The sequence below is a fragment of the Neisseria subflava genome (genome assembly GCF_024205705.1).
Lineage (GTDB): Bacteria > Pseudomonadota > Gammaproteobacteria > Burkholderiales > Neisseriaceae > Neisseria > Neisseria subflava_D.
Genome location: NZ_CP073115.1, coordinates 1,694,192 through 1,712,248 on the forward strand (window position 1 = coordinate 1,694,192; position 18,057 = coordinate 1,712,248).

Annotated in this window: 14 protein-coding genes; 11 read left to right on the top strand and 3 right to left on the bottom strand. The window is 49.0% G+C overall.

What is annotated here, in order from left to right:
- Positions 1–401: 401 nt before the first annotated feature.
- The gene (locus KCG54_RS12065; RefSeq protein ID WP_432761005.1) at positions 402–653 is read left to right on the top strand and encodes a DEAD/DEAH box helicase; all 252 of its coding nucleotides are present in this window, start codon (positions 402–404) and stop codon (positions 651–653) included.
- A complete protein-coding gene (locus KCG54_RS08200) occupies positions 641–1,792 on the top strand; it encodes a DEAD/DEAH box helicase (RefSeq protein ID WP_432761027.1) in 1,152 nt (383 codons plus the stop codon). The genes KCG54_RS12065 and KCG54_RS08200 overlap by 13 nt, the downstream gene beginning before the upstream one ends.
- Positions 1,793–1,974: 182 nt before the next feature.
- Here KCG54_RS08200 and acnB read toward each other — a convergent pair whose 3' ends face one another.
- Together acnB and KCG54_RS08210 are read right to left on the bottom strand one after the other, a co-directional pair.
- Positions 1,975–4,560 carry a bifunctional aconitate hydratase 2/2-methylisocitrate dehydratase gene (gene acnB / locus KCG54_RS08205; RefSeq protein WP_254323902.1) on the bottom strand — a complete coding sequence of 862 codons (2,586 nt, stop codon included), beginning with the start codon at positions 4,558–4,560 and terminating at the stop codon, positions 1,975–1,977.
- Positions 4,561–4,760: 200 nt separating this feature from the next.
- The gene (locus KCG54_RS08210) at positions 4,761–5,798 is read right to left on the bottom strand and encodes a sensor histidine kinase (protein ID WP_254323903.1); all 1,038 of its coding nucleotides are present in this window, start codon (positions 5,796–5,798) and stop codon (positions 4,761–4,763) included.
- Between the two features lie 92 nt (positions 5,799–5,890).
- Between KCG54_RS08210 and argH the strand changes: the two genes are divergently transcribed.
- Entirely contained in the window at positions 5,891–7,270 is a 1,380-nt protein-coding gene (gene argH / locus KCG54_RS08215; protein ID WP_254323904.1) for an argininosuccinate lyase, read from the top strand.
- 167 nt (positions 7,271–7,437) lie between these two features.
- Positions 7,438–7,962, top strand: a complete 525-nt coding sequence (locus KCG54_RS08220) for a hypothetical protein (protein ID WP_254323905.1) — start codon at positions 7,438–7,440, stop codon at positions 7,960–7,962.
- A 50-nt stretch (positions 7,963–8,012) separates the two neighbouring features.
- On the opposite strand, the gene fumC is transcribed toward KCG54_RS08220, so the two are convergent.
- Entirely contained in the window at positions 8,013–9,401 is a 1,389-nt protein-coding gene (fumC, locus tag KCG54_RS08225; RefSeq protein ID WP_254323906.1) for a class II fumarate hydratase, read from the bottom strand.
- 308 nt (positions 9,402–9,709) lie between these two features.
- On the opposite strand from fumC, the gene KCG54_RS08230 reads away from it, so the two are divergent.
- The 7 genes from KCG54_RS08230 (at position 9,710) to KCG54_RS08260 (ending at position 18,019) form a co-directional block, all read left to right on the top strand.
- Positions 9,710–11,629: a TonB-dependent receptor gene (locus KCG54_RS08230; RefSeq protein ID WP_254323907.1), complete on the top strand. Its 1,920-nt coding sequence runs from the start codon at positions 9,710–9,712 to the stop codon at positions 11,627–11,629.
- Positions 11,630–11,686: 57 nt separating this feature from the next.
- Entirely contained in the window at positions 11,687–12,664 is a 978-nt protein-coding gene (locus tag KCG54_RS08235; RefSeq protein WP_049335420.1) for an ABC transporter substrate-binding protein, read from the top strand.
- Positions 12,665–13,153: 489 nt separating this feature from the next.
- Positions 13,154–14,017, top strand: a complete 864-nt coding sequence (locus KCG54_RS08240; RefSeq protein WP_083290059.1) for a hypothetical protein — start codon at positions 13,154–13,156, stop codon at positions 14,015–14,017.
- A gap of 194 nt (positions 14,018–14,211) precedes the next feature.
- Positions 14,212–15,009 carry an ABC transporter permease gene (locus tag KCG54_RS08245; RefSeq protein ID WP_254323908.1) on the top strand — a complete coding sequence of 266 codons (798 nt, stop codon included), beginning with the start codon at positions 14,212–14,214 and terminating at the stop codon, positions 15,007–15,009.
- Entirely contained in the window at positions 15,009–15,701 is a 693-nt protein-coding gene (locus KCG54_RS08250; protein ID WP_197049993.1) for an ATP-binding cassette domain-containing protein, read from the top strand. Before KCG54_RS08245 ends, KCG54_RS08250 begins: the two co-directional genes overlap by 1 nt.
- A 311-nt stretch (positions 15,702–16,012) precedes the next feature.
- Positions 16,013–16,627, top strand: coding sequence for a CadD family cadmium resistance transporter (locus KCG54_RS08255; RefSeq protein ID WP_254323909.1), 615 nt, complete (start codon positions 16,013–16,015; stop codon positions 16,625–16,627).
- 294 nt (positions 16,628–16,921) lie between these two features.
- Positions 16,922–18,019 carry an NnrS family protein gene (locus KCG54_RS08260; RefSeq protein ID WP_254323910.1) on the top strand — a complete coding sequence of 366 codons (1,098 nt, stop codon included), beginning with the start codon at positions 16,922–16,924 and terminating at the stop codon, positions 18,017–18,019.
- Positions 18,020–18,057: the final 38 nt, after the last annotated feature.

An 18,057-nucleotide genomic window follows, 5' to 3' on the forward strand; every position in this document is an offset into this window, starting at 1 on the left:
TACCGTTAAACGGGAGATACAGGCTACAAAACAAGCTCTGTACCTCAATATTGAGTACATGAGTGCAATTTAGTTTCATTTCAACCTGTAAGTTTTTGATAAATTAATTCTATTGAAGTTAAGACAAATGCTTAATCCTCAATAAACTCAAAATCTTGCAGACCAGTCATTTTTTCTGTTTTTTTTCACTGTAAAAATATCAAAACTTGGCTGTTCCTAGTCGCAACCATCATTTGGGGAGTCCCTCTTTTTATGGCATAATGGACTACTTGACGGATTATTCCGCTCCCCATTTTTTTCAAACCGCAGAATCAACATCATACTGCGGTTTGTCCATTTCAGAATCAGATTTTTCAGACGGCCTATCATTCAAAAGGCCGTCTGAACAGAAAGCCACCATCATGAATCCTTTCTCTTCACTCGGTTTAGGCAGCGAATTAGTCTCTGCCCTGACTGATCAGGGTTATGAAAACCCGACGCCTATTCAAGCAGCAGCGATTCCTAAAGCCTTGGCAGGACACGACCTTTTGGCCGCAGCACAAACCGGCACAGGTAAAACCGCCGCCTTTATGCTGCCCAGCCTCGAACGCCTGAAACGCTACGCCACATCCAGCACCTCCCTGCCATGCACCCTGTCCGCATGTTGGTATTGACCCCGACCCGCGAACTGGCCGATCAAATCGATCAAAACGTGCAGGCATACATTAAAAATCTTCCTTTGCGCCATACCGTCCTCTTCGGCGGCGTCAATATGGACAAACAAACTGCCGACTTGCGCGCCGGTTGCGAAATTGTTGTCGCGACGGTTGGCCGACTGCTCGACCACGTCAAACAAAAAAACATTAATTTAAACAAAGTTGAAATCGTTGTACTCGATGAAGCCGACCGTATGCTTGATATGGGTTTCATCGACGATATCCGCAAAATCATGCAGATGTTGCCCAAACAGCGACAAACCCTGCTTTTTTCCGCCACTTTCTCACCGCCTATCCGCAAGCTTGCACAAGATTTTATGCACACGCCTGAAATGGTCGAGGTGGCCGCGCAAAACACCACCAACGCCAATGTCGAGCAACACATCATTGCCGTTGATGCACTCAAAAAGCGCAACCTGCTCGAACGTCTGATTGTTGATTTGCATATGAATCAAGTCATTGTATTCTGCAAAACCAAACAAAGCGTCGATCAAGTTACCCGCGACCTCGTCCGCCGCAACATTGCCGCCCAATCCATCCACGGCGACAAATCCCAACAAAGCCGACTGGAAACCCTCAATGCCTTTAAAGAAGGCACATTACGCGTTTTGGTTGCCACCGACGTTGCAGCGCGCGGCTTGGATATTGCCGAGTTGCCTTTCGTCATCAACTACGAGCTGCCAACCCAACCTGAAGACTACGTTCACCGCATCGGACGTACCGGCCGGGCCGGTGCCGACGGCGTTGCCATTTCCTTGATGGATAAAACCGAACAGAAAATGTTTGAATCCATTAAAGAGCTGATCGGCAGCGATTTGAATGTGGAACGCATCGAAGGCTTTGAGCCGCATTGGTGGGGCAACGACAATCAAGATGAAGCCAAAGCGCAACCGGTTCAACACAACGACAGCCGCTCTCGCCGCGATGATAGAAACAAACGCAACGAATACGCGAGCAAGTCAGACAAAAGCTCGAAAAAAGCAGAAGAGAAAAACGATCCGGGTATTGTCTGCGGCAAAATTGCCGGCAGAACACGCCGCAGCCGTCACGAGCGTCAGCCTTGCGCCCTGCTCCAACCTGGTTTTGGCGTAAAGTAAACAACGCTGATTAATCGGTTTCTGATTATTTATCCTAAGCAAAGGCCGTCTGAAACTTATCTTTCAGACGGCCTTTTATTAAACTAAAAATAAAAAGGACGTGATGAACACGCCCTTTATTTTTCCGTTTCAGACGGCCTTTATTATTTAAGGTCGTCTGAAAATCGGTTTACCTTGTTACATTAAACATTCACGGTTTCGGCTACTTCATTGTAGCTGTCGATTTCGTTGAAATTCATGTAACGGTAGATTTGGTCGCCCTGCTCGTTGATGATACCGATATTGGCTTGGTATTCTTCAACAGTCGGGATTTTACCCAGTTTAGAGCAGATCGCCGCCAACTCAGCTGAGCCGAGGTAAACAAAGGTGTTTTTACCCAAGCGGTTCGGGAAGTTACGGGTAGAAGTGGACATTACAGTCGCGCCTTCGTGTACTTGTGCTTGGTTACCCATACACAATGAGCAACCCGGCATTTCCATACGCGCACCTGCACGGCCGAGTACGCCGTAGTGACCTTCGTCAGACAACTCTTTCGCATCCATTTTGGTTGGAGGTGCCATCCACAGACGTACCGGGATGTCGGTTTTACCTTCCAAGAGTTTGGAGGCTGCGCGGAAGTGGCCGATGTTGGTCATACAAGAACCGATGAACACTTCATCGATTTTGGTGCCGGAGCGTTCAGACATGAAGCACACGTCATCTGGGTCGTTCGGGCAAGCAATAATCGGCTCTTTGATGTCGTCCATGTTGATTTCAATCACGGCAGCGTATTCGGCATCTTTATCCGCTTCGAGCAATTCAGGATTTGCCAACCATGCTTCCATGGCTTTGATACGGCGTTCCAAAGTGCGCGAATCTTGATAGCCGTCGGCAATCATGTTTTTCATCAACACAATATTGGATTTCATGTACTCGATAATCGGCTCTTTGTTGAGCTTCACGGTACAGCCTGCAGCAGAACGTTCGGCAGACGCGTCAGTCAATTCAAAGGCTTGTTCCACTTTCAAATCAGGCAGGCCTTCGATTTCGAGGATGCGGCCGGAGAAGATGTTTTTCTTACCGGCTTTGGCAACAGTCAGCAGACCTTGTTTAATCGCGTACAACGGAATGGCGTTCACCAAATCGCGCAGGGTTACGCCCGGTTGCAGTTTGCCGCTGAAGCGTACCAATACAGACTCAGGCATATCAAGCGGCATTACACCTGTGGCTGCTGCGAAAGCAACCAAGCCGGAGCCGGCAGGGAAAGAAATACCGATAGGGAAACGAGTGTGGCTGTCGCCGCCGGTACCGACTGTATCAGGCAACAGCAGGCGGTTGAGCCATGAGTGAATCACGCCGTCGCCCGGACGCAGGGATACGCCGCCACGGGTAGAGATGAAGGCAGGCAATTCTTTATGGGTTCTCACATCGACAGGTTTTGGATAAGCCGCGGTGTGACAGAAAGACTGCATCACCATATCTGCTGAGAAGCCCAAGCAAGCCAAGTCTTTCAATTCATCGCGAGTCATCGGACCGGTAGTATCTTGCGAGCCGACAGTAGTCATGCGTGGTTCGCAGTAAGTACCCGGACGCACGCCTTTGCCTTCCGGCAAACCGCAGGCACGGCCAACCATTTTTTGGGCCAAGGTAAAACCGGCTTTGCTTTCAGCAGGCGCTTGAGGCAGACGGAATTCGGTAGAAGCAGGCAGTTTCAGTGCTTCGCGTGCTTTGGCAGTCAGACCGCGACCGATAATCAGGTTAATACGGCCACCGGCTTGCACTTCGTCCAGCAATACTTGAGATTTCAGGCTGAACTCGGCAACAGTTTCGCCGTTTTTCACGATTTTGCCTTCGTAAGGCAGGATATCGACGACATCGCCCATTTTCAGAGCAGATACATCGACTTCAATCGGCAATGCGCCGGAGTCTTCTTGAGTATTGAAGAAAATAGGAGCAATTTTGCCACCCAGGCATACGCCGCCGAAACGTTTGTTCGGTACGAACGGAATATCTTCGCCTGTATGCCAAATTACAGAGTTGGTAGCAGATTTGCGTGAAGAACCGGTACCGACCACATCGCCAACGTAAGCAACAGGATGGCCTTTGGCTTTGAGTTCTTCCAATAATTTAATCGGACCGACTTCGCCCGGTTTGTCAGGATTGATGCCGTCGCGCGGGTTTTTCAACATCGCCAGCGCGTGCAGAGGAATATCAGGACGGCTCCATGCGTCAGGTGCAGGAGAGAGGTCGTCTGTATTGGTTTCACCGTCAACTTTGAAGACGGTAACAGTGATTTTTTCTGGAACTTTGGCGCGAGAAGTGAACCATTCGGCATCTGCCCAAGATTGCAATACTTCTTGCGCGTATTTATTACCTTTTTCGGCTTTTTCTTGAACATCGTGGAAAGAGTCAAACATCAACAGAGTGTGTTTCAGACCATTTGCAGCAATAGGTGCAAGTTTGTCGTTGTCCAAGAGTTCGATGAGTGCATGAATGTTGTAACCGCCAAGCATGGTACCTAACAGCTCGGTAGCATACTCAGGGGAAATCAGCGGACTGGATGCGCTGCCTTCGGCAACGGCAGCCAAAAATGAGGCTTTAACTTTGGCGGCATCGTCCACACCGGGTGGTACGCGGTGAGCCAACAGCTCAACCAAGAACTCACCTTCACCGGCAGGTGGATTTTTCAGCAGCTCAACCAAATCAGCAGTCTGCTGAGCAGTCAGAGGAAGGGCGGGAATACCAAGGGCGGCGCGCTCGGCGGCGGCTTTACGATAGGCTTCTAACATCTCTTTGTTCCTTTTTCTGTTTTTTCTTCTGGACAATTGCAAATGATTTGCAATTAAGGATTGTAAACAATCCTTTTAAGTATCATAGACCAGTTTTCAAAAAATGGGAACAGTTATGTTACTGAGTGTAATAAATTTAAACTATTTTGTTTAATGTATTAATAGTCCAACCTATCCAAAGCCGCCCTCTTCTAAGCGTTTTAGCCAAACAGACGGGAAACTTCGGCTGATTTTTTACGGTACGGCAATATGATTTCAACGCGGAACAGGCCGTCTGATTGGATGTTTCTGATTTTCGCATCGGTGTCATACATCAAAGTCAGGCGCTCTTTCAGATTGCGCAGAGCCATAGAATTGCCTTTATGCGGCTTGGTATTTTCGTTAGGTTCTGTTCCGCACAGATTTTCGATACTGATGAAAATAGATGATTTTTCCAATTTTGTTAATACCGTAATTATCCCTGGACGGTGGATAGATTCGACACCATGAAATACGGCATTCTCCAAAAGCGGCTGCAGCAGCAGATGTGGCGTTTCGGCATCATCGGGCGCATGATGCTGCCACATGACCTGTACGCGCATATGTCCCATTCGGATTTGCTCGATGGCAATATATTCCTGTGCCCACTCGATTTCCTGCCCTAAGGTGCTGTTTTGACTACCGTCGCGCAGTTGTGCGCGGAACAGGTTGGCCAGATTTTCCAGCAAAGTTTCCGCATCATACGGACGCAGACGGATTAAGCTGATGGCGGCATTCAAGCTGTTAAACAAGAAATGCGGACGGATACGCGCCGTCAACGCGCTCAGTCTGGCTTCGGAAATGGAAGGCGCAAGGCTGTTGCGACGGGCTGCTTCGATGTACATGAAACTGAAACAAAAAAAGGTCAGCAAGAAGAAGTGTTGAATCAGCGGCCAAATTTCCGTCTTCAAAATCACTAGATCGACAAACAAGAAAATCAGCAGGTTGGAGACGTAGGAAACCACGACGCTATACTGTGAGCGAAGCAGGGACGGCGCAAATGCCTGTAAGAAATAGACCTTGAGTAAAATTAAGAGGATGACGGGGCAAGCCCATGAAAAATGTTGGAAAATCTGTTCCGGATAAGGCACACCCGATACCGTCATCAACGGAAAGATAAACAAACTGATTAACAAAACAATGAGCAGGCGCACCAGAGTTGCGGAATTGCGCAAATCCGGCACTGCGAAATTCTGGTTTATTTGACGTATAATAGACATGATTTCAACCGTTTTCTTTCATAATGTATAGACGGGTCTGCTATATTGAAGACGTAGACCCTGTTTTTTATTTATATTTTAAGGATGCTGATATGAGCAAGGACAAAACCTGGTCAGGCCGTTTTAACGAACCTGTTTCCGAGCTGGTCAAAAAATATACCGGCTCGATTGATTTTGACAAACGACTGGCAGAATGGGACATCCAAGGCTCGCTGGCACACGCGCAAATGCTGACACAGTCGGGCGTTTTGAGCGAAGACGACCTCTCCGCCATCCGTCAGGGCATGGCCGAGATTATAGCAGAAATCAAAGAAGGAACGATTCCCTGGTCGCTGGATTTGGAAGATGTCCACATGAACATCGAACGCCGCCTTACCGACAAAATCGGCGATGCCGGCAAACGCCTGCACACCGGCCGCAGCCGCAACGATCAAGTCGCTACCGACATCCGCCTGTGGCTGCGTGATCAAATTACCGTTATTCAAAGCCTGATTCAAAACCTTCAGACGGCCTTGGTCGATTTGGCAGAACAAAACGCCGAAACCGTCATGCCCGGCTTTACCCACCTGCAAGTTGCCCAGCCGGTCAGCTTCGGGCATCACATGCTCGCCTACGTTGAAATGCTCGGCCGCGATTTCGAGCGCATGGCCGACTGCCGCAAACGCGTCAACCGTATGCCGCTCGGTGCCGCCGCACTGGCCGGTACCACCTACCCGATTCAACGCGAAATTACCGCCGAGCTGTTGGGCTTTGAGCAAATCTGCCAGAACTCGCTTGATGCCGTATCTGACCGCGATTTTGCCATTGAGTTCACAGCTGCTGCTTCTCTGATTATGGTTCACCTGAGTCGTCTTTCCGAAGAATTGATTTTGTGGATGAGCCCGCGTTTCGGCTTTATCGATATTGCCGACCGTTTCTGCACCGGCTCGTCCATCATGCCGCAAAAGAAAAACCCCGACGTACCCGAACTTGTGCGCGGTAAATCCGGTCGCGTGATTGGCCACCTGATCGGCCTGGTTACCCTAATGAAATCACAACCTTTGGCATACAACAAAGACAATCAGGAAGACAAAGAGCCTTTGTTTGACACTGCCGACACGCTTATCGACACCCTGCGCATTTACGCCGACATGATGCGCGGCGTGACCGTCAAACCCGACAATATGCGCGCCGCCGTAATGCAGGGTTTTGCAACGGCTACCGACTTGGCGGATTACTTGGTGAAAAAAGGCATGCCTTTCCGCGACAGCCACGAAGTTGTTGCCCAAGCCGTGCGCCATGCCGATGAAGCTGGCGTTGATTTGAGCGAATTGCCGCTTGAAGTCCTGCAAGGTTTCAGCGGTTTGATTACCGACGACGTGTACAGCGTGCTGACACCCGAAGGCAGCTTAAACGCGCGCAACCACTTGGGCGGTACCGCGCCTGAACAAGTCCGTTTCCAAGTCAAACGCTGGCGTGAATTATTGGCTTAAATCCATCTAAACACATAATAAAAGGCCGTCTGAAAATTTTCAGACGGCCTTTTGATTACCTGTGTTACACTCAACCTCACAATAAAAACAGATAAACCTAAACTTACCTTCAAACGAGAAAACACGCCTCCTGACTTTGCCGCCATCTTCAAATAAAAGGAGCAAGGATGAAAAACATTGTCTTAAAATTGATCATGATCTGCCTATGCTGCGGATGCTATGCCGTATTCGTCGCTTGGGAAAATGGCGGATTCAGCCAGCTCCATGATTTTCAAGCAATAGAGAGCAACGGCATGAGCGCATACCTTCATCAAACCTCCCCCGCAGCCATGCAGGCTGAAAAAAACGAGCTGTCGATTTTGCAAAACAACCAAAACAGCTTAGCCTCTTGCGTCGGCATTGAATCTTTATGCGAACAGGCCAAGCCAGGAATCTGGGTTGAACATGCCAAATTCTTGCAACACAAAGACACGGGCAAATTATTGGTACTTTCGTTGGACTATTTGGAAAACAATGACACCGCAAAAACCCTACACAACCGCTATACTGCATCGCTCCTCCCCCAAGCAGACAGAACGGAAGCGTGGCATTATGCCTGGCGTACATTTTTGAGCTCAATGATGTTTCTAATGGTCGTCAATCTGACGCCAATGATTTTTACCCTATTCGAGGAAAAAACAACCGCAGCATAAAAACATGCCGTCTGAAAACATTTTCAGACGGCATGTTTCATTATTAAAGCTTAACGCGGATGAACCATATCGGCAGGAACGACCAATTCGTCAAACTCTTCGCCTGTCAGCAAGCCCAATTCGATGGCGGTTTCACGTAACGATTTGTCGTTTTTGTAGGCGGTTTTGGCGACTTTGGCGGCGTTTTCGTAGCCGATTTTACGGTTTAACGCAGTAACGAGCATCAGGGAATGGTGCAGGAAATAGTCGATTTTTTCTAGTACGGGTTCGATGCCGACGGCGCAGTTTTCGTTGAAGCTGTTGCACGCATCGCCCAACAGGCGGATGGATTGCAAGAGGTTGTAAGCGATAACGGGCATATAGACGTTCAGCTCGAAATTGCCCGATGCGCCCGCCATGCCGATGGTGACGTCGTTGCCGAACACTTGGCAGCACACCATGGTCATCGCTTCGCATTGGGTCGGGTTGACTTTACCCGGCATGATGGACGAACCCGGCTCGTTTTCGGGGATTTTGATTTCTCCCAAACCGCAGCGCGGACCGCTTGCCAGCCAGCGGATGTCGTTGGCGATTTTGTTCAGGCTTGCCGCCAGCGTTTTCAGTGCGCCCGAAGCGGCAACGGCGGCATCGCGTCCGCCCAAGGCTTCAAATTTGTTCGGCGCGCTGACAAACGGCAGGCCGGACAATTCGGCAAGTTTGGCAGCGGCTTTTTCGGCGTATTCGGGATGGCTGTTCAAACCCGTGCCGACCGCCGTGCCGCCCAAAGCGAGTTCGTACAAACCTTTGAGCGCGTCGTTCAGACGGCCTAAGCCGTGATCAAGCTGGGAAACGTAGCCGGAAAATTCTTGTCCCAAAGTCAGCGGCGTCGCGTCCTGCAAGTGGGTGCGGCCGATTTTGACGATGGGGGCAAATTCTTTGGCTTTTTTATCCAATGTGTCGCGCAGGGCTTGGACGGCGGGAATGAGGTGGCGGTTGATTTCAATCGCGGCGGCGACATGGATGGAGGTCGGGAATGCGTCGTTGGTCGATTGCGCATGGTTCACATGGTCGTTAGGATGGACGGGCTGGTACGCCGCCAAACCCGTACCGGCGATTTCGTTGGCGCGGTTCGCCAGCACTTCGTTCATGTTCATATTGGACTGCGTGCCGGAGCCGGTCTGCCACACTACCAATGGAAACTGCCCGTCGAGCTTGCCGTTCAACACGTCGTCCGCCGCCTGCGTAATCAAATCCGCCTGCTCAGGCTTAATCCTGCCGAGGGCGACATTGGTGGCGGCTGCGGCTTTTTTTACCAGCGCCAAAGCATAAATCAACGGCTGCGGCAGGGTTTCGCCGCCGATTTTGAAATTGTTGCGGCTGCGCTGGGTCTGCGCGCCCCAATAGGCTTCGGACGGGACTTCAACATTGCCCATGGTGTCGTGTTCGGTACGGGTACTCATGCATTTCTCCTATATTTAAACAGAAATAATAATGATTCGTAAATTTATTATACCCAGCAAAAGGCCGTCTGAAAAGGGAGGGGTTTTCAGACGGCCTTTTGCTTTATCAACCTGAAATATTAATAGAAGATAAAACCCGATTTCGGAGCAAATACATCCTGCGCCGCCGCTCCCCTCTTCTAAAAATTTTCCTCCTTGCCGATTTGTATTTTGCGCTAGGTATTTATCGACAATAAATACCTTATCGTTTCTTTACTTTGCTTCTCTCCAAGAGCATAATGAATAAAAATGATTATCAGGAGATGAAGATGAAACGAAAACATTTGATTTGCTTGTTAATGAGCAGTTTTGCCGCCGCAAACGGCTTTGCCGAAACCTTGGCAGACCCTGATGAAATCCAGCCTGTCAAAACCTTCTCCCCTCCCAAACCGATTGCACCGACCGCCGCACAAGGCTATTTCCCCGAAAACCAATTCGACCGCACCGACCGCAGCGATCATTACTTTGTTACCGAAAACATAGACCAAGCCTTCCGTCCGTTGAAAGCAAACAGCGGCTTTTACGGCAAAAGTTTTTACAATTCCATTACCGCGCAAGCGCGTGGGGCAAAGGTGTACGGCGTAGCCAACCTCAATCACACCAAGGCCAACGGCTATAAAGACGGCGATGGCAATCAGACCGATTGGAAATACAGCCGTTTCAATCAAGCTTTGGTACTTGGTTTCGTGCCATCTGAAAATCAGGAATACCGCCTCACCTACCTACACGACGACATCAACAACGACCGCCAGCCGCAGTTCGTCAACGATGCATTGGACACCGAACGCCACATCGCCAAACTCAACGCGCGTTGGGGCAATGCCGATTTGAGCAATACAGTCAGCGCGGAAGCAGGCATCATCAAACTCAAACGCCACGCCGACAATTACTCCCTGCGTCAAAACAACACGCCGCAACAAGTATTCGTAGAACTTGACCGAAAAGTGTACGACTTCTCGCTCAAACACGATGCGGACTTCGGCAAATTCCACAACACGGCCGCCGTCAGCTACCGCAACGACAGCCAAAACGGCGAGCGCAACGCCCACACCGCCATGCGTGATTTCCTCAACGGCTACCGTTTCGCCGATGTGCACCTCGACCGCTGGCGCATTGCTGATACCCTGTCTTACAAGTTTGACGACCAACACAAACTGGGCTTGGGTTTGAACTACGAACTCAATGAAGCGGACGTTCGCAAAAATACGGCGCAGCCCGCCCATCCGATGAACCGTAACCTTGCCTTCGCCTCATCACAACAAATCTGGAAAACCCATTACGGCTACGACTTCAACGGTAAAGTGCGCCGTCATGCCTTTTCCGGCGAACTCAAATACGATTTCACGCCGTCTGAAACGCAAAAATACAGCGTTTCCCTTGCTCACTTAGAACGCATCGGCGACAACACTGAACGCTTCAACTCGCTTGCCGCCATCGTGCAAAACCGCATGAACGGCGCGCTGATGAACCAAAATCCAACCGCCGCCATCGCAGGCAACCCCCTGCTGAAAACCGAAAAACACAACCGCATCAAGCTTACCGCCGACAGCCGCAACGACTACTACAACGGCTACATGAACTCGTTGGCAGGCGCAGGCTGGAACGTGGGCGGCACGCTTGTGGCGGACAAAGTCAAAGACCTGATTATTTTTGACCGCGCACACGGACAAAGCGGCACGGCTTCCAAAGGCGGTGGCATCATCACACGCAACGTGGACGCGCGATTGTTTACCGCTCAGGCCTATGCGCGTTACAACTTCAATCCGCATTGGGCGGCAGGCATCAAAGCCACCTACAACTATGGACACAACGAAACCGACGGCAGGCCGCTCTATCAAATCCGTCCGTTTGAAGCCGCCGTCCAAGCCGACTACAAAAACTACTTTGCCCACGGCAGCTACAACATCGGCGCCGCAACACGCTTTGTTGCCAAACAAACGCGCGGCGATTTTGACGCGGCAAGCGGTCTGGGCATAGACAAACGTGAAGCCGCCAAAGGCTTTACCGTTGCCGACGTGTACGCAGGCGTAAACTTCAAAGACAAATACGGCTTACGCTTGGGCGTGAACAACGTGTTCAACAAAAAATACGCCGAACACATCAGCGGCGACCACGTCCTCGCCCTGTCGCCCAGTGTAGTGTACGCACCGGGCAGGACATATTGGTTGAGTTTGCATGCGGCTTTTTAAAATCAGGCCGTCTGAAAGAATGCCTGCATTGACTTATTAAGAATTAGGAGATAAAAAATGGATATGAAAAGACGCGATTTCTTAAAAATGACCGCCGCGCTGGCAGCCGCAGGCGTTTCGCCTTCATTGTTGGCAGCCGGTAAAGAACAATTTACCGTGTACGGCGCACCGGCAATGCCCAGCGTTACCATCGCCGTAGCGGCGTTGCAAGGCAAGCTGGCGAAGCAGGCAGATGTATCGCTAAAAATTTGGCGTTCGCCTGACCAACTGCGCGCGGGCGTGGCAAGCGGACAATTTAAAGTGATGATGAGCCCGAGCAATGTCGGCGTAAACCTGCGCAACCAAGGGCAGAAAGTCGGCATGGTGAATATTTTAACCAACGGCATCACGCAGCTGATGTGCAAAGGCAGCGCGATTGCCTCGCCGCAGGATTTGGTCGGCAAAAAAATCCTCGTGCCGTTTAAAAACGACATGCCCGACATCGTGCTGCAAGCCTTGTTGAAAAAACTGAAAATCGACGCGCACAAAGTCGGCATCACTTACACCGCCACGCCGCCCGAAGCAGTCGGACTATTTTTGAGCAAGGATTACCACGCCGCCATCCTGCCCGAACCGATGGCGACCGCCAGCCTACTTAAAGGCAAAACCATGGGCGTAAACGTCGTGCGCGGCTTTGATTTGGTGAAGGCATGGGGGCAGGCGTTTGACACCAAACCGCTGATTCCGATGGCGGGCATCATTGCCAATGAAGAATATTTCCACGCGCACAAGGCGCAGTTCGACATCTTCCATCAGGATTTGAAAAACGCGCTCAACTGGATACTCGCCAACCGCCAAAGCGCGGCGAAAATCGGCAAAAACTACCTCCCCGCCCCCGAACCCGCCCTAGTCATGGGCCTGGACGGCGCGCGGCTAACGGTAACTAAAGGCAGCGAAGTGAAGAACGAGATTTTGAAGTTTTACGAAATCCTGATGCAGTTCAACCCGAAACTCTTGGGAGGCAAGCTGCCGGATAATGGGTTCTTCTTGGCTTAAAAGGAGGAGAGGTCGTCTGAAAATAGTGAAGTAGCCATGAAATCTGACTTGTCATTTTCAGACGGCCTATAAGGACATTATCGGCAGCGCAGGTCGGATTCTTGAATCCGACATTTCGGCTAAACGGGGCTGTCGGATACGAGTATCCGATCTACTCTTTTCAGACGGCCTATCAGATAATAGTTAGAACAGTACACAAAGAGCCGTCATTCCCGCGCAGGTGGGAATCCAGTCTTTGATATTGCAGGAATGTTTTAAAATTGCGGCAACGTCAAACTTCTGGATTCCCGCCTGCGCGGGAATGACGGCGAGTGGTAACTGTAGGTTGAGTTGCCAAACCCGACAAAACCGTTGAATTGTCTGAAATGTTGGGTTATGACACAATCTACGCTTGCTGGGAAAAAGGGATTGGTTGGTAGGGTATGTAGCTGGGGTTGTGTTTGGAAGAAATAGAATTAATGATTAAAGATTAACTTTTTGAAATAATTTATGAGTTTTATAATGCTAAATTATGGGAAATTTCTATATCCACCTACTGTAAAAGTTATAGTTACTGATGAAAAAAATGTCACAAAGCCATTTTCTGATGATTATGAAATTAAATGTAGAATATTTGGTTATAGTTTAATTGATATTTTATTAGAAGAATCTGCAATAAAATTAAGTGAAAATGATGGGTCGGTAATTCTAAATAGAATTTTTACAGGCAATTCTCATGGTGATGCAACAAGACTTATGGGAAGTATTGCTGAGATATTGGTTACTAAATTTTGCAATGAGTATCAGGAAGTTAATAGGCGATTGGGTATGTATGCTAAAGGTGCGTCAAGATTAAATAATGATATGGATAATTTTATTGCTGTTGCGACAGGTGCTCAAAAAACACAGCAATTGTATCCTAATTGGTATAACCCTTCGGATACACAGCGAGATATTATATGGGTACGAAAAGATAATCTTGATAGTCAGCTTTTATGCGTAAAATCAAAAAGTTCCTTTGGAAAACCAGCAGGACTACAAATAAAAACTAGCCATAATTACCAATATGTACTGAATTCTATAGAAAGATATCATTATCCTGTTTTATATTTTGATTTAAACAATGATTGGTGGAAATTGGATAATGCTTTAAAAAATATTAACTTTACAGGGGTTCTAATCCAGCATGATGATATTACAAATGAAATAAAAAAAATATTACTGAATTATTTTGATGTAGTAGTCAAAATATTTTCTGGGGAGATTAGTTTGAAATATTTAATTGATATGTCTAAATATGAAGGAATGACTGATATTCTAAAAGGATTGGAATTAGCAGATCAAAATTATGATAAGAAAATTATTATCCCATAGGATATGCAACTGTAGGTTAGGTGGAACGCCGTATCCCAATCAAAACACCGAAATCCCAACCAAAGGTCGTCTGAAAACACTATTTTGGGCAATCAAGCTGTTTCGTTGGGTTACGGCGTTCCATCTAACCCAATCAACCATTTTTCAGACGACCTATCGTCCCCAAACTATCCCCATCAACCCACACTAATACCATGATTAAAACCGATAAAATCCGTAAACCTCAGCCTGCGCTGTTTTACATCATCGACTACCTTTGGAGCGGCTTTGCCGGTCTGGGCGTGGCGATGGTGGTGGTGGCGTTGTGGGCGTGGGGCAGTGCCGTGTTCGGTGAGTTTATGTTGCCTGCGCCGGTGGAGGTGTTTCAAAAGTCTTTGGATTTATTGAAACATTTTCAGGAAAACGAAATCGGGATTTCGCTGTGGCGGTCGGTGGTGGGCATTTCGGTCGCACTGGCGGCGGGATTGGCGGCGGGGCTGGTGGCGGGCAGTTTTAAGACGGCGATGGCGTTGCTCAAGCCTGTGATTACAATTTTGTTGGCGATGCCGCCGATTATTTGGGTGGTGATGGCGTTGTTTTGGTTCGGTTTCGGCAATCCGAGCGTGCTGTTTACCATCATTGTGTTGGTCGCGCCACTGACGTTTGCGAGTGCGGCGGTCGGGATGGCGAGCGTGAACAAGCAGCATGAGGAGTTGTTTGACGCTTATAAGTTAGGCCGTCTGAAAAAAATCCGCTATCTGTATATCCCGCATCTGACGGGCTATGTGATTTCCAGCATCGGCGTGGCGGTGGCGATGGGGGTGAAGGTGGTGATTATGGCGGAACTCTTGGGCGCAAGCGAAGGCGTGGGCGCGCGGATTGCGGACGCGAGGGCGATGTTGGAGACTTCGACGGTGATGGCTTATGTGGTGTTGGTTATCGTGTTTGTGTCGCTGTTTGAATACCTGATTACCAAGCCTTTGGAAATTTTGTTTATGCCGTGGAGGAGATGATGCTCAGCCTTGAAAACGTGCGTTTTGAAATTCTCCGCGACCCCATCGTGCGCGATTTCAGTTTGAACCTGCAACATGGCGAAGTGAAGGCCTTGTTCGGGCCGAGCGGCTGCGGTAAGACGACGGTTTTGCGGCTGATTGCGGGCTTGGAAACGCCGAAATCGGGCACGATACGCAATACTTTCCGCAAAACGGGTTTTCTGTTTCAGGAAAACCGCCTGCCGGAAAACTTGACCGCGATGCAGAATATCGCTATTTTTATGGACAAACCCGATGAAGGCGAAATCATCGCGCTGGCGGCGAAAGTCGGGCTGACTGCGGGCGATTTGAACAAATATCCGACCGAATTGTCTGGCGGCATGGCGAAACGGGTGGCATTTTTGCGCCTGCTGTTGTGCGGCTGCGACCTTGCCTTGCTGGACGAGCCGTTTGTCGGTTTGGACCGCGATTTGCGCGATATTTTGGTTGCCATGCTGGTGGAAAAAATCGAGCAGCAGGGCATGGCGTGTATGCTGGTAACGCACGACCGCTTCGAAGCCGCACGCCTGAGCCATGAAATCATGCTGCTTTCCACTAAGGGCATGAACGTGCAAAACGTGATTACCCTGCCTACGCCGCTGTCCGAACGTGATTCGGCTTTTGAAGAAGCTGTGGTGGCAAGGGAGTTTCAGGGGATTCATTATTATGAGTGATGAGGGGATTTGAGTGTCTGACAAACCTTGCGGTTCGTTGCCCTCTCCCTAACCCTCTCCCACGGGGAGAGGGGATCAGGTTTCTGAAAATCAGAGAGCCGTAGAATTGGGAATCAGATGTCAGGTAAACCTGAAAATGTTCAGGCTCGACAGCCCAACTCCCTCTCCCCGTGGGAGAGGGCTAGGGAGAGGGTAAGCAAGCCGCAGGCTTGACTCTTTAGCGAAAGATACGAATCTGTTATCCGAACGCGATTCGGTTTTTGAAAAAGCCGTGGTGCCAAGGGGGCAGAGGATTCATTATGAGGTGCTTTATGTTTTCGACTGTGATTACTGCTGCTGTTTTATATATTGCTACAGCAGTAGATTTGTTGGTAATACTATTAATATTTTTTGCTAGAGCAAATACTAGAAAAGAATATCGAGATATTTATATCGGACAATATTTAGGTTCTGCAATTTTAATATTAGTTAGTTTATTTCTAGCTTTTGTTTTGAATTATGTTCCGGAAAAATGGGTGTTGGGTTTATTAGGTTTAATACCGATTTACTTAGGTATTAAAGTTGCTATTTACGACGATTGTGAGGGCGAAAAAAGAGCTAAAAAAGAATTGGATGAAAAAGGGTTGTCAAAATTAGTCGGTATTGTTGCTTTGGTTACAGTTGCTAGTTGTGGTGCAGATAATATTGGACTTTTTGTTCCTTACTTTGTGACTTTAGATCTTGTCGACTTATTAGTTACTCTTCTTGTATTTTTAATATTGATTTTTGTTTTAGTATATACAGCACAAAGATTGGCTAATATTTCAGGTGTTGGTGAAATTATAGAGAAGTTTAGTCGTTGGATAATGGCTGTTATTTATATTGGTTTAGGATTATTTATTATTATTGAAAATAATACAATTCAAACAATAATATCAATATTATGAATGATACGGGCATTTGAGTATCTGACAAACCTTGCGGTTCGTTGCCCTCTCCCTAACCCTCTCCCACGGGGAGAGGGAATCAAGTTGCTGAAAATCAAAGAGTGCAGGATTGGGAATTAGATGGCAGGTAAACCTGAAAATGTTCAGGCTCGACAGCCCAATTCCCTCTCCCCGTGGGAGGGGCTAGGGAGAGGGCAAGCAAGCCGAAGGTTTGCTTCTTCAATACAAGATACAACCCTGTCCTCCCAATAAATCTATATCCGAAAGCATCTTCATGCAGAATCAAGCCAAACCATGAATAAGTTTTTCACCCACCCCATGCGGCCGTTTTTTGTCGGTGCGGCGGTACTTGCCATACTCGGCGCATTGGTGTTTTTCATCAGCCCCGGCGCCGTCATTTTGCACCGCCAAATCTTCTTAGAACTCATGCTGCCTGCGGCATACGGCGGCTTCCTGACTGCAGCCATGCTCGAATGGACGGGCTATCAAGGTCGTCTAAAACCCGTTGCCACCGTCTTGGCGGCATTGTTGCTCGCCGCATCCGCCATACTGCCCTTTTCTCCACAAACCGCCTCGTTTTTCGTCGCCGCCTATTGGCTGGTATTGCTGCTGTTCTGCGCCTGGCTGATTTGGCTCGACCGCAACACTGATAACTTCGCCCTCTTAATGCTGCTTGCCGCGTTTACCGTTTTTCAGACGGCCTATGCCGTCAGCGGCGATTTGAACTTACTGCGCGCGCAAGTGCATTTGAACATGGCAGCGGTCATGTTCGTATCCGTGCGCGTCAGTGTCCTTTTGGGTGCGGAAGCGTTGAAAGAATGCCGTCTGAAAGACCCTGTTTTTATTCCAAATATCGTTTATAAAAACATCGCCATTACTTTCATGCTCTTGCTCGCCGCCGCCGAACTTTGGCTGCCCGCGCAAACCGCCGGTTTTACCGCGCTTGCCGTCGGATTCATCCTGCTCGCCAAGCTGCGTGAGCTTCACCATCACGAACTCCTGCGCAAACACTACGTCTGCACTTATTACCTGCTCCAGCTTTTTGCCGCTGCAGGCTATCTCTGGACAGGCGCGGCGAAACTGCAAAACCTGCCCTCCTCCGCTCCATTACACCTGATTACCCTCGGCGGCATGATGGGCGGCGTGATGATGGTGTGGCTGACCGCCGGTCTGTGGCACAGCGGCTTTACCAAACTCGACTACCCCAAGCTCTGCCGCATTGCCGTCCCCCTGCTCTTTATGACCGCCATCTCACGCGCTTTCTTGATGAACGTGAACCCGATATTTTTCATTACCATTCCTGCGATTCTGACCATTGCCGTGTTCGTACTGTATCTTTTCACGTTTGTACCGATATTTCGGGAAAATGCGTTTACGGATGATCCGGAATAACACAAAAGGCCGTCTGAAACTTTCAGACGGCCTTAGCT

What these genes read in the sequence shown, in the direction of transcription:
- KCG54_RS12065 (WP_432761005.1), top strand. Translation starts at nt 402, where the DNA reads ATGAATCCTTTCTCTTCACTCGGTTTAGGCAGCGAATTAGTCTCTGCC.
- KCG54_RS08200 (WP_432761027.1), top strand. Translation starts at nt 641, where the DNA reads ATGTTGGTATTGACCCCGACCCGCGAACTGGCCGATCAAATCGATCAA.
- acnB (WP_254323902.1), bottom strand. Translation starts at nt 4,560, where the DNA reads ATGTTAGAAGCCTATCGTAAAGCCGCCGCCGAGCGCGCCGCCCTTGGT.
- KCG54_RS08210 (WP_254323903.1), bottom strand. Translation starts at nt 5,798, where the DNA reads ATGTCTATTATACGTCAAATAAACCAGAATTTCGCAGTGCCGGATTTG.
- argH (WP_254323904.1), top strand. Translation starts at nt 5,891, where the DNA reads ATGAGCAAGGACAAAACCTGGTCAGGCCGTTTTAACGAACCTGTTTCC.
- KCG54_RS08220 (WP_254323905.1), top strand. Translation starts at nt 7,438, where the DNA reads ATGAAAAACATTGTCTTAAAATTGATCATGATCTGCCTATGCTGCGGA.
- fumC (WP_254323906.1), bottom strand. Translation starts at nt 9,401, where the DNA reads ATGAGTACCCGTACCGAACACGACACCATGGGCAATGTTGAAGTCCCG.
- KCG54_RS08230 (WP_254323907.1), top strand. Translation starts at nt 9,710, where the DNA reads ATGAAACGAAAACATTTGATTTGCTTGTTAATGAGCAGTTTTGCCGCC.
- KCG54_RS08235 (WP_049335420.1), top strand. Translation starts at nt 11,687, where the DNA reads ATGGATATGAAAAGACGCGATTTCTTAAAAATGACCGCCGCGCTGGCA.
- KCG54_RS08240 (WP_083290059.1), top strand. Translation starts at nt 13,154, where the DNA reads ATGAGTTTTATAATGCTAAATTATGGGAAATTTCTATATCCACCTACT.
- KCG54_RS08245 (WP_254323908.1), top strand. Translation starts at nt 14,212, where the DNA reads ATGATTAAAACCGATAAAATCCGTAAACCTCAGCCTGCGCTGTTTTAC.
- KCG54_RS08250 (WP_197049993.1), top strand. Translation starts at nt 15,009, where the DNA reads ATGCTCAGCCTTGAAAACGTGCGTTTTGAAATTCTCCGCGACCCCATC.
- KCG54_RS08255 (WP_254323909.1), top strand. Translation starts at nt 16,013, where the DNA reads ATGTTTTCGACTGTGATTACTGCTGCTGTTTTATATATTGCTACAGCA.
- KCG54_RS08260 (WP_254323910.1), top strand. Translation starts at nt 16,922, where the DNA reads ATGAATAAGTTTTTCACCCACCCCATGCGGCCGTTTTTTGTCGGTGCG.